Source organism: Oscillospiraceae bacterium, assembly GCA_035380125.1.
Classification (GTDB): domain Bacteria; phylum Bacillota; class Clostridia; order Oscillospirales; family JAKOTC01; genus DAOPZJ01.
In genome coordinates, this window is the sequence record DAOSWV010000004.1 from 72,320 (window position 1) to 85,205 (window position 12,886).

A 12,886-nucleotide genomic window follows, 5' to 3' on the forward strand; every position below is an offset into this window, starting at 1 on the left:
AGAGAGGTGCCAAAAATGTTAAAAGCGAAAAAGTTACTGATCATCGTTCTGGGTGCATTGCTCGTTGTGAGTATGGCAGCTGTAATTGCAGTGAACGCCAGTACCAACCCGGCGCTGACAGTATCGTCTCACAGCATCGATTACGACGCTGATTCGGCTGCACGGCAAATCACGGTTACAGTGAGTTTGCCCGAGAATTCGGAGTATTTGATTGCGGGTTCAAGATTCAACATCGGGTTTGACCCGACAGTGATGACCTGCGATACGAGTACGGGGATTACCTGGAATGTCAGTAATGGCTTCAAAACCGCAAATCTTGCCGTTGTCAATACAAATTTGACAAATCTCACATTGGTTTGGGCAAATGACACAAATATTTCTTATACAACAACGACAGACAACACGGCATGGCTTGTCAAAATAACTTTCACCATTGCCGATAATGCGCCGGCGGGTGTATATCCAATTACTATGTCGTTCCCCATCACTGGGACTTATGAGGGGAATATGACCAATGCTGCGCTTGACGATGTCCCGACCGATTTGGTCAGCGGTTCGCTGACCATCAACCCGATTCCGATTACCTATACTGCGTCCATCACGGGTCTGAACGGCAGCGGCGAAGCGGTGTACGGCACCACACTCGGCGCCAGCGCACTCAATATTACCGACGGACGCGACGGCAATTTAACGACTTATACCGAGGATCAAATCAGTTCTTTCACCTATCAGTGGTACAGAGACGGCGCAGCGATCACAGGCGCCACAAGTGCAACCTATTCGCCGACTGCTGATGATATCGCGGCGACAGATACCGATATTGCAGCCAGCAACGATGGCTGCATCCTCTCCGTTACCATCGGAGCAACCGGGAATTTCACCGCAACGCCGGCGTCTTCAAGCGAGGTCAAAGCGGTCAGAGCGGCTTATACGGGCACCGTCCCGGTGCCGGTTCTGGTCTCCCGTACGACCGATTCGATCACCATCGGCATCTCTGATGATACGCTGACTAATTCAGACTGCCAATTTAAAATGGGCACCGAGGGCACCTGGCAGGACAGCCCGACGTTTAACAGTCTTGATAATTCGTTCAGCTATGTCTTCTATGCGCGTGTGGCAGAAACGACCACCACGTTAGCATCTGACGCAAGCGCCTCTTCCGCAACAATGAGACCCCAGCTCTCGGCAAGCGGAACACTGGGAATTGACGATACGACACCCGCATATGGCGAAACGCTGGGGGCGTATACAAGCGTACTGGATGCCGATTTTAAAGACCACGGTCTCAGCACGGCGGTATATACTTGGTATCGCGACAGCGTCACTGCGGCGAATGTCGTCGGTACGGGTTCGAGCTATACCGTGGTTGAGGCAGATATCGGTCACACCCTGACGCTCGGTATCAGCGCGGTGGATAATTTCACCGATTATAGTTGGGGCTTCACAGGTGCGGTTTATTCTTCGGCAACCGCAACGGTTGCAAAAGCCAACAATACTGCAACACCGGTCACACCTTCCGTCAATTCCAATGAATATGTAAATATCGGCGGATTGGTAATCAGCATACAAGAAAATCAGGAATATAAGATTACGCAAGGTGGCGTAACGGTGAGTGATTGGGCTTCTTATACCGGAACCACCAAGCAATTTGCAACATACCTCACGGATTGGTTGAAACCCGTGACGGATTATGTGATCACAACTCGGTTCACGGCTACCTCTACACAAAACGCCGGTACGGTGGAACAGACGCTTAATGTAACCACCGCACAATGGCGGCTGGATAACAGCGCCCTTTCGGTAAGTCCGGATTCTTGGGTTTACGGCATTGAAGAGACGGCAACCGGAACCACAGATGTCATTGAGGCGGAGTCGTCGTTGATTTATCAATGGTACAGAGATACGGATGCAATTGTCGGGGCAAATACGAACAAGTATACGCCGGTTGAAGCGGACATCGGAAAGACGCTTAAAGTCACGTTGACTGTCGGCGGCAGTTACTCGTGGGATTCAGCACTGAACAAAGAGGAATCCGGTGTGGTCGATAAGGCCGCCGGTCCCGCCGCACCCGCCACGCCGGAATTGAGCAGTAAGTCCTACGACTATATCGAAGTGTATTCATCACAGGATAAACAATACGCGATCACACAGACCCAGGGCAGCGCGCTGTATTGGACAGACGGCGCGATGTCAACCGTCGGCTGGATGGAATTGTCGCCCAATACAACCTATTACATCTATACACGCGTCAAAGAGACCGAGACGAACTATGCCAGCGCTGCCTGCACAACACCGCTCGAGGTTACAACCGACAAATACCCGGTGACGGGTACCGTGACCATCAGTGTATCGGGCGGCGGAGATGCCGAATGGGGCAAGACGCTGACGGCAGACACCACGAACATTAACCCGCAGTCAGCGGTTCCGTATATCATCTATAGCTGGTATTCCGGCGGAACACTGGTTCAATCCGGTACCGGATCTTCTTACGTGACGACCGAGTCCGATTTCGGAAAGAGCGTCTATGTTGTAGTTGTTGTAAACGATAACCCGTATACAACACCCACACCGATTCAATCAAATTCAATAACGATTCTTGCAAAGACCATCAGCGGTACGGCAATCATAGCGGATCAAGCCGCTGACGGTGCCGAATGGGGCAGTGTGGTATTTGCGAATTCTTCTGGAATTATACCGTCCAGCATGCCTCGGACGAGTATTACATATGCCTGGTCAGTGGAAGGAACTGTAAAAGCAACGGGTCCCCTCTATTCGCCGGCTTCAACTGATGTCGGCAAAACCCTGACATTAACACTCGGCGCAACAGGAAGTTATCGCGGTTCTGTCACAACCACAACGACAATCGTGAAACAGACCATCACCGCGAAACCGACCGTATCGGGCAGCCCGACCTTCGGAACCACCATCAGCGCCGCGCTTGACGCCATTCCGGCGGATGCCAGGACCAATATCGGGTATCAGTGGTATCGCAGTGATACCGAAACCGGAACCGGAACAGCGATTACAGGCGCAACGAGTGCAACCTATGTTGTAATCGGGGATGATATCGGGAAATGGCTTTATGTAGCAGTCACGGTTGATTCCGCCAATGCGACTTATCGCGGCACCACCCGCAGTTTAGCTGTTGAGGGCGGTAAGGAGATCATCACCGCTACCATCGGCATCTCGGGTTCCGCAAAATACGACGAAGAACTTACAATAACCATAGGCTCACTGACACCTGCGGGAGCGACCTACGACGTGATCTGGTACCGTGACGACGTTCAGCTCAAACGCGGTGACGGCGCAACCCTCGCCAACACGCAGTATACGCTTGTCAAAGACGATATCGGAACTGTGATCAGCGCCACAATCATCGGCACCGGCAACTATACCGGCACACCGACAGCTGCCACAACGGCGACTGTCACCAAAGCCGACGGACCGGAGAAACCCGCTGCGCCGACCGCAGTTTCCAATACCTACAGCACGATCACCGTTACCGGCATCACCGGATATGCATACAAGATCGACAGCGGCAGCTGGGGTGCGACCAGAACATCGGACGGCACGTTTGACTTCACAGGATTGAGCCCGAATACCGAACACTCGATTTATTGTTACATTCCGGAAACGGATACGCATTTTGCATCCGTGTCCAGTGATGCGACGGTTGTCACAACACTCAAACAGACAATCACCGGATCGGTTTCGATCACCGGAACACTGACTTATGGAGAGACCTTGTCGGTCAATATCAGCGGCGTGCTCCCGGCGGGCGCACAAGCCGGACTGACCTATGCGTGGTATCGCGGAGACAGCGCAGAGACCGCCACAGAGGCGATCGGCGTCACCTCATCGACACTGACACTCGGTGCTTCCGAGGTCGGGAAATATATCAAAGTGGAAGTTACCGGATCCGGTGACTACACCGGAGCATTGTCAGCGGTCAGTTCCGCCGCAGTGGCAAAAGCAAACGCGACTGCTCCGGATACACCTGTACTGATCAGTAAAACTTATAATAGCTTTACTATAGCTTCATCGTTAGACAAACAATATGCAGCGACACAAACACTCGGCGGTACGCTGAACTGGATTGACGGCGGGGGTATAAGCACCGGATGGATGGCGTCTCCCAACACCACCTACTATGTGTATGCGCGCCTCAAGGAGACTGATACGCATAACGCCAGTCCTGCCTGCGACGAACCGCTCATAGTTACGACCGACAAGCAGCCCATCACCGGGACGGTCACAATCAGTGGTTCAACCTCCTACGGCGATACGCTGACAGCGGTCATTACCGGTATCTCACCGTTTTACGCACGGTATCATCTGACCTATCAATGGTTTCGGATGGACGGAGGCGGCACAGTTCATTTAATACCCGGAGCGACAAGTCAAACCTATACGATCACCACTGATGATATCGGTTGCCAAATAAATGTTGCCGCAATCGCAGAAACCGACAGTGATTATACAGGCTCTGTCGTATCCGCAAAAACAGCTACAGTTACCAAGAAGACCATCTCCGGCAGCATCAGCATCACCGGCAGTGCTTCTTATGGTGACACACTGAGCGTAGTTATCGCCAACGTCGCACCGAGCGGTTCTCAGGGCACACTGACATATCAGTGGCAGCGCTATACGGGAACCTCCGGCGTGACGACAAGCTCCACGCTTACTACGGGATCTTGGCAGAACATCGTCGGCGCAACGAATCCCACCTATACGGTGACGGCGGATGACATTGGTTCTATCGGCGGAGTCACAACTTTGCTCCGTGTGGTCGTGACGGGTGACGATGTCAACTATACCGGTTCACTTACGTCCGCAAGCGTAACACCCGATAAGAAACTGGTCAGCGGTACGATCTCCATCACCGGAACGGTTCGGTACGGCTCCACGGTCACCGCTTCGGACAGTGTGCTTCCGAGCGGTGCAAACGCCGATATGAGCTATCGTTGGTTCCTTGACGGAACGGAAGTAGTCGGCAGAACCGACTCGACCTTCGCCATCGATGATGCTTCTTGGATCGGCAAGACTCTGACAGTCGAGAAATATGTGTCCAACACGGGCAGCTATTACACCGGTAGCGTGGCAAGCGCGGGAAAAGTGATCGGCAAGACCGTTAATCCCGGAACGACGGTCCCGGTGCAAGTGCTGAGATTCGACAAAACAACCATCACGATTCAAGTCGTTCCGGGGCAAATCTACAGCATCGACGGCGGACTGACCTGGACTGACGAGACGTTTGACGGCGTGTTCAGCGGCTTGACGCCCGGCCAGACCTACACAATCATCACCAAGATTCCCGGCAGTGAGACAGTCGATGACAGTACGACGCTTTCGCTCACCATGCAGACCCAACCCGACGCTGTCAATGTGACCTATGAATTCTACAACGGAATCACCGGCACGGTCATTGTTCCGAGCCGCGTGGAAATCGGAACGCAGGCGACCATTCAAGTCATCGCGCCGGAGGGTTATAAACTGACCGAGATCTTCGATTCCATGCCGAACGGCGTGACACTCACGGCCATCGGAAATGACACCTTCACCTTTGTCGCAGGCAAATACGACATTCGAATCTTTATCGCATTTACCGCGATAGAAACGGGCGGCGGACAGACTTCGAGCCCGACGAGTTCCTACACCTATTCGGTCCCGTCTACAGTTACGTCCAGCCCGAGTTCGACAGCTTCTACAGTCTCGCAGACAAGCAGTCAGACCGTCAGCACCGGCAGCGACACTTCGGTACCCAACATGGGTATGGGCGGCGCGTCGAATGCCGCGGGAATTGCAATCGGCCTGTTCGGCCTCTTGGGCATCGCACTGGTTGTGATCGAAAAGAGAAGAATTAAGAATTAATATTGTTCAAATCAAAACGCCGCGCGGCTAAAAACCGCGCGGCGATTCAGTCTAAAGGCAAATTACATAAAATGTAAGAAGTGGAGAAAACATATGAAAAAGCTCATAGCTCTATTCCTTGCGGTATCACTGCTTTCACTGACGCTGACCGGAATTCCCGTTTCGGCTCAGGATACGGATTCCGGCATAAGAGCAGTTACATATCAATATATCGGCACAAGTCCGACGGGCTTGAACGATTATGTTCTGCTGGATGAAGACGGAAACGTCATTGAAAACAAAGGCTTGATTGAGAATGATAACCGCGACAGAGCGCTTCCCGTCTCATTCGATTTGCGCAATGTTGAAGGCGTCAGTTATGTTACATCGGTAAAGAATCAGGGGAGTTACGGTACCTGCTGGTCTTTTGCTTCGGTGGGCGCTCTGGAATCCAATCTGATTATGCAGGGTATTGCGGACACATCGATTGACCTTTCCGAATTGCATACGGCTTGGTATGCTTATACGAAAGATTCTGTGAGTGGCAGTACGACCTATAACGACGGAAAATCTTACACAGGCATAGATAAATACAATGCGGGCGGATGGTCAAGCACAGCGTATGGGCTTTGGGGTTCTGCCGAGGGTGCGCAACTGGACGAAAACGCACTGTATTCAAACGCGTCCAATACTGGTTTTTTCACCGAGACACAACGAAAAGAATCTTATTACAGGGTCAAAAGCGCCTATGAAATTCCCGTAAATAATACGGATGCGGTGAAAAGCAGTTTGGTGGCAAACGGCGCTATGTATTTATCGTTTTGGTTAAACTGGAATTGTTTTAATGCATCTAAATCAACATATTATAATCCTTCTTATGATTATTCCAACGACCCGTATTCTTCCAGTGGCGGACATGCGGTCCTTCTTGTTGGTTGGGATGATGATTATCCGGCTTCAAACTTTGTGACAACGCCGGCCGGAAACGGCGCTTGGCTGTGCCGGAACAGCTGGGGGACAAGTTCGGGTGATGGGGGTTACTTCTGGATTTCATATTATAATCATGCGATCACCAATTTCACGACTTTTATCGGTACAACCAATGACAATTATGATAATTACAATCAATATGAGCGCACCGGTTTCCCTCTTGCTTTAGTCAGCGATGAAATTTATCTTGCCAATGTCTTCACTGCAAACACGGCGTCCACCCTCGAAGCGGTGGCTTTCCGTATGGAGAGTTACGACGGCACCTCCGGAACACCGGGATTTGATTATACAATTAAAATTTATAAGAATTTGCCGACAACGGTGACAAACCCGACTGCAGGTACTCTTTCCGCTTCGGTTTCGGGACATTCCAATTACGGCGGCTACCTTACGGTGGATTTGTCTTCGGCTATATCACTTGCCGCCGGCACCAAATATTCCATCGTGATTTCATGTAAATCCACTTCGGCAATTTACGATGGTGTAGTTAATTTCGGCGCTGAGAAATTGGTCGGAACTACTCTTGATGAGGGAACAAATTCGAGCGCAGGAATCAGCTTTTGGGGTGATGGAGTCACCTGGGTTGATACATACGGGACCGCATCCATCAGCGGTTTTGATTTTGACGGCAACTTCCCGATCAAAGCATTGACAGATGACGTCGATTCGACCTATGCGGCCACAAGGGCATTGGTTCAACAGCAACTCGACGAGACCGAGGGCTGTACACAGGGTACGGCAACCGCAGACCAGTGGACGGCATTTACCGAGGCCAGAACTCTCTGTGAAAGCATTGTGGACGATACTACTGTGAGCAAAGCGGATTTGAACAACGCGGTCATTCGAATGAAGGTTACTCGTGAAAACGCACCGGGCATCTCATATCCGACTTCGGCGGATTTCACAATTTCCGTCAGCAACGGAATTGCGACTGTTACAGCTTATACCGGAACCGACACTTCGGTAACCGTACCGAAAACACTGGACGGATATACGCTGTCGATTATCTCCTCAACCGCGTTCAGCGGGAATACCGCAATCAAAACCGTTTATTTCGAAGGAAATCCCTCCTCCATCTCCTCAACTGCGTTCTCTGGATGCACGAGTCTCCAGTTCGTGTATTTCATGGGCAACGCGCCGGCGGTTTCCGGCACGATAGGGGCGGGCAGTCCGATTGGCGTTCCGACTTATTATAAAAACGGCACAACCGGATGGACCAGCAGCCCTTGGAGCGGCAATGCGACCGCAGTGGTTCCCGGTGACTTCAATTTAGACGTTTCTATGAATATCACCGATGCCGTGGCGTTCATTCAACGGTTGGCACAAGTCGGTTCTTATACCCTTGATGAATTCGCCGCAATTGATATTACACGTGACGGTTCGGTCAATATGGCGGATATCGTCCTATTAGTACAAGCATTGGCCAATCCTGCAATCGAGCTTAATTAAACGAAAACAACGAATAAAACAGGCGCGGCAGATTTTCTGCCGCGCCTGTTGTTATGTATTGATTATACTTTCTCCGCGTACATCTCGTAAAGGCCGGCATAAATGCCTTTCTTTGCAAGAAGCGCAGAATGCGTGCCCTGTTCGACGATGCCGTTTCGCGTCAAAACCAGAATCTTTGTGGCATTGCGGATGGTCGTCAGACGGTGGGCGATGGTCAGCGTGGTGCGGCCTTTTGCCAGCCGCTCGAGCGACTGCTGCACCAGTTTTTCGCTCTCGTTGTCGAGAGAACTGGTGGCCTCATCGAGGATCAGAATCGGCGGATTTTTCAAAAACACCCGCGCAATCGAAATGCGTTGCTTCTGACCGCCCGAGAGCTTGACGCCGCGTTCGCCGACATAAGTGTCGAATCCGTCGGGAAGTTCACCGATAAACTCATCGGCACCCGCGAGTTTGGCCGCCTCGAGAATCTCCTCGTCAGTCGCACCGGGCTTGCCGTATTCGATATTATCACGCACGCTGCCCGAAAACAGATAGACATCCTGCGCCACGACGCCGATTTGGCCACGCAGGGAAGACAAGGTGAAGTCGCGGATATCACGCCCGTCAATTTTAATGGAACCGCCGCGAGTCTCATAGAAGCGTGGAATCAGGCTGCACAGCGTGGTCTTTCCGCCGCCGGAAGGCCCGACCAGCGCGACATTTTCACCCGCGCCGATGTGGATGTTAATGTCCGCGAGAACATTATCGGTTTCCTCGGAATATTTGAACGAGACGTTTTCAAAATCAATCTCACCGCGTGCGTTTTCAAGCGCGATGGCATTCGGACTGTCGACGATGGTAGCGGGGGTGTCCATGATCTCGGAAAAACGCTCGATTCCGGTCATACCACGTTGGAACTGTTCGGCAAATTCGACGATACGCCGGATTGAGGTCAGCAGTGTGGTGGCATACATCAGATAAGCAATCAAATCGGCCGGTTGGATCTTGCCCTTGATCATAAACATGGAACCGGCGACGACGACCGTGATGTACATTACGCCGTCGAAAAACCGGGTCGAGGCTTGAAATCCCGCCATATAGCGGTAGACCTTGGTTTTGATTTTTAAAAAGCCGATATTGCCCTCTTCGAATTTTTCGCTCTCGATGCCTTCGTTGGCAAACGATTTCACCACGCGGATACCGAGCAGCGAATCCTCCACCTGCGAATTCAGCTCGCCGACCTTGATGCGCGACTGCCGAAAACCGGCCCGCATACGGGTATTGAAAAATTGCAGCACGAGTACCATCACCGGGATTACGGAGAATACGATCAGCGTCAGCCAAAAGCTGTATTGCGATAAAATCACAAACGCCGCGATGATCTTGATTCCCGCGATGAAGAATTCCTCGGGGCAGTGGTGGGCAAATTCGGTGACTTCAAACAGATCATTAGTGATGCGTGACATCAATTGCCCGATCTTGGTGTTATCGTAGAAAGAATACGAAAGTTTTTGCAGGTGGTTGAACATATCCCGGCGCATGTCGGTTTCGATTCTCGCACCCATAACGTGTCCGACTGAGGCCATGTAGTAATTGGCTGCGGTATCAATGATGCGCAGGACGAGATAAAGCCCGCCGAGTTTGAGAATCACGGCGATGGTCAGCGAGGCAATATCATTAATCCCTGCGTTAGTGATATAACGCACGATCAGCGGCAGCACCAATTCGCATACGGTGGTGAACGCCGCGCAGAACAAGTCAAACACCAGAACCGGAATATATTTTTTATAATAGGGCAGGAACCGCCTTATAAGCCCTTTGCGGGGTTTTCTTTCTTCGTCTGAGAGCATTATGCCTCCTGTGTATTATTTATTATTGGTGCGGAAAAGCCGCTTGCCGTCGAGCTGATGATTCAGCATGGTATTGGCCTTTCTTTGCAGCTGTTCGGTGATCTCGGGCGACAGCCAGAAGATGTCTTCGAGCGCGGCTGTCGGTGAGAGCAGCAGCATTTCGCGTTCCCGGCCTTCGATCAGGCGGATGATTTCATAGGTATTGTCGATTTCGGCGCGGGTCAGGCGTTCGTATTCGAGCAGGCGCGGATCGGCGTCGAGCGGCCACTGCGGGCTGATTTCCGGTTCTTCGGTATAGTCGGTGGAATCGACGATGTCTTGAAATTTCATCGCGTGCATATAGTTCTTTGCAAAACAGTTTAACAGCGAAAAGCGGTCTGCGGCCAACAGGAACAATTCCGGATGATCCGATTTTTCCGCAACATTCAAATACAGTTTTCGTGCCGCATCAATTTGCGCCATCATCTTCTGAAGACATTTCGAGGCCAGAAATACCGCATAGTATCCACGGATGAACGAGGTGTTTTGGTTGTTGAGCAGGTCGTTGGCCTGTTCTTCATCGACGGCTTGGAACTGATACGGGCGGTAATAATCCTTTTCTTCTTCAGTCAGTTCGTCGGGGAACAGCACAAACGGACGGTTGATGAGTCGCTGATTGACGCTGGTCCACGAGAAGCCCTCAATGCAGGTGTCGAGGTAGTGTTTGACGGAGAGGTCAATGGCCTGCCATGCGTCGACAAGCGCACCGGAATTTTGGCTTCCGGCGACCTGTGCGGCAAACTTTTTCAACAACGCGGCGCGGTCGGCAAAGGAACGAGTCGGGTGTTCTGAGAACATCTCATACAGCGTAAAATAACCGTCGAGGTCGTCGTCGTTGATATACAGCCGCAAAATTTCGCTCTTGCTTTCATTGGCATTTTGGAGTTGGCGCAGGTATTCAAAATAGAGCGGAATGCAGCGTACCGGAGAGTAGGTGAATTCGTAATTAACGTCGACCAACGAGGAGAGCGGCGTGCCTTTGTTGCTCTTGAAGTTGACAGCCATACCGTCGTCGAGCAGCGGCCAGACGGCGTCCATGACGCTCTCATCGGCTTTAAACCCGATATTGCTGTTGGTCTCGATGGAGATCTCCCGTCCCACGTCGGCAGCGCCTTCACGGAAGACGCGGAAATAACCGAGAATCCGCTGAGCTAACGGGATGTTCTTGCACCATTCGGGTCCGTTCGGGCCGTCGTAGAGTCCGCTGGAATGGCAGATACCCGCGCCGCAGTCGTTGGTGTGCAGATAGACATAATCAATTTCGGCGGTTTCGCAGAGTCTTTTCATCGCGCTGCGATACATCGCCAGTACTTCGGGATTGTCCATGCAGGGACTGTAATAATAATTGGTTGCACGGCGGGGATGGTCGCAGCGTGGGCCACGCCAGGACGGATGGTCACGATAGACCTCCTCGGGCAGATAAAACGGCTCTGCGAAGTAGGCGGCGGCTTTCAAGCCGTATTTTTTCAAGATCGCACAGCGTTTTTTGATCAGTTCAAAGTTGCGGTTGGCATAATCCTGCGGAATGTAATTTTTCAATTCTTTCGGGACGATGATTTTAAACAGCGCCGAGTTGAGCATGCCCCAGTTGGGATAGGGATCACTCATATCGCGTTCCCAGATCCAGCGGCTTTTTTCGACTTCGGTGACGAAGATGTGGGTCGCACCGGCTTTGGCAGCCCTTGCGGCATATGTTTCGAACTTTTTCAGATCGGTGACATCGGTGTTGATTGGCGTGATCTGAAAAATGGTCATTTTCTTTTTCATGTTGTTACCTCCAATTGCGCAGTTGCGTCTGGTTCATTGTAACCCGCAGCGAGGGGTAAAGTCAACCTGTAAAATGACCTCGGCAACCAAAAAAGGAAATTTATACATCGCACGTCGGATGCGTTTTCAGAAAAATTTTTCCTTTGTTGTAACGATATGGAATAAGAATCTGTCTTATCAGAAACCGGTCATAGCGCCGGAGGATATCAATGATGAAAGGCATGGTATATGAATGGGAGATCTGGTGATTGACGTAAGCGACCTGAGGAAGGTCTACCGGATCGGTCAGGAAAAGGTTGTTGCGCTTGATCGTGTCAATATACAGGTAGAACGCGGTACAATTTGCTGTCTGCTCGGGACTTCGGGTTCGGGTAAATCGACGCTTTTAAACATGCTGGCCGGGCTCGAAAAACCGACCAAAGGTACGATTACAATCGACGGAAACCACATCGACAAAATGAACGAAAAGTCGCTGGCGAAATACCGGCAGGGGAACATCGGGTTCGTGTTTCAAGGTTACAATCTGATTCCGTCAATGACCGCATTGGAGAATGTGGCGCTGCCGCTGACCTTTGAGGGAGTGCCGAGAAAAGCACGGTTAAAGGCCGCGAAAGATATTCTGACAAACGTGGGACTCGGCGACCATCTGAATCACAGACCGGACCAGCTTTCGGGCGGACAACAGCAGCGGGTTGGCATTGCGCGGGCGTTTGTGGCAGCGCCGAAAATTGTCTTTGCGGACGAGCCGACCGGGAATCTCGACTCCAAGACCACCACCGAGATCATGGATTTGATCGTACGCGAGATCCGAAAAAACCACGGCACGCTGGTACTTGTTACGCACGACCGGGATTTGGCGAAATACGCTGATAAGATTTTTCATGTCCTTGACGGGAACATCCTCAGCGTTGAAGAAAACGAACATCCGCAGATTGTTACGCAGTCAGCGGAAGTACATTGAA

5 protein-coding genes are annotated in these 12,886 nt (G+C 51.5%); 3 read left to right on the plus strand and 2 right to left on the minus strand.

Annotation, left to right across the window (positions count from 1 at the left end):
- The first annotated feature begins 15 nt into the window (after positions 1-15).
- Both PK629_02230 and PK629_02235 read left to right on the plus strand, forming a co-directional pair.
- Complete coding sequence (locus PK629_02230) at positions 16-5,871, plus strand: hypothetical protein (GenBank protein HOP10290.1); 5,856 nt, start codon at positions 16-18, stop codon at positions 5,869-5,871.
- A 93-nt stretch (positions 5,872-5,964) separates the two neighbouring features.
- Complete coding sequence (locus PK629_02235) at positions 5,965-8,289, plus strand: C1 family peptidase (protein HOP10291.1); 2,325 nt, start codon at positions 5,965-5,967, stop codon at positions 8,287-8,289.
- A 62-nt stretch (positions 8,290-8,351) separates the two neighbouring features.
- Here PK629_02235 and PK629_02240 read toward each other — a convergent pair whose 3' ends face one another.
- Together PK629_02240 and PK629_02245 are read right to left on the minus strand one after the other, a co-directional pair.
- Positions 8,352-10,118, minus strand: coding sequence for an ABC transporter ATP-binding protein (locus PK629_02240; protein HOP10292.1), 1,767 nt, complete (start codon positions 10,116-10,118; stop codon positions 8,352-8,354).
- Positions 10,119-10,133: 15 nt separating this feature from the next.
- Entirely contained in the window at positions 10,134-11,924 is a 1,791-nt protein-coding gene (locus tag PK629_02245; GenBank protein ID HOP10293.1) for a hypothetical protein, read from the minus strand.
- 232 nt (positions 11,925-12,156) lie between these two features.
- Here PK629_02245 and PK629_02250 point away from each other — a divergent pair, with 232 nt between their 5' ends.
- Positions 12,157-12,885, plus strand: a complete 729-nt coding sequence (locus tag PK629_02250) for an ABC transporter ATP-binding protein (protein ID HOP10294.1) — start codon at positions 12,157-12,159, stop codon at positions 12,883-12,885.
- Position 12,886 lies beyond the last annotated feature (1 nt).

Bases quoted from the DNA above. Each gene is read 5' to 3' on its own strand.
- PK629_02230 (HOP10290.1), top strand. From the start codon at position 16: ATGTTAAAAGCGAAAAAGTTACTGATCATCGTTCTGGGTGCATTGCTC.
- PK629_02235 (HOP10291.1), top strand. From the start codon at position 5,965: ATGAAAAAGCTCATAGCTCTATTCCTTGCGGTATCACTGCTTTCACTG.
- PK629_02240 (HOP10292.1), bottom strand. From the start codon at position 10,118: ATGCTCTCAGACGAAGAAAGAAAACCCCGCAAAGGGCTTATAAGGCGG.
- PK629_02245 (HOP10293.1), bottom strand. From the start codon at position 11,924: ATGAAAAAGAAAATGACCATTTTTCAGATCACGCCAATCAACACCGAT.
- PK629_02250 (HOP10294.1), top strand. From the start codon at position 12,157: ATGGGAGATCTGGTGATTGACGTAAGCGACCTGAGGAAGGTCTACCGG.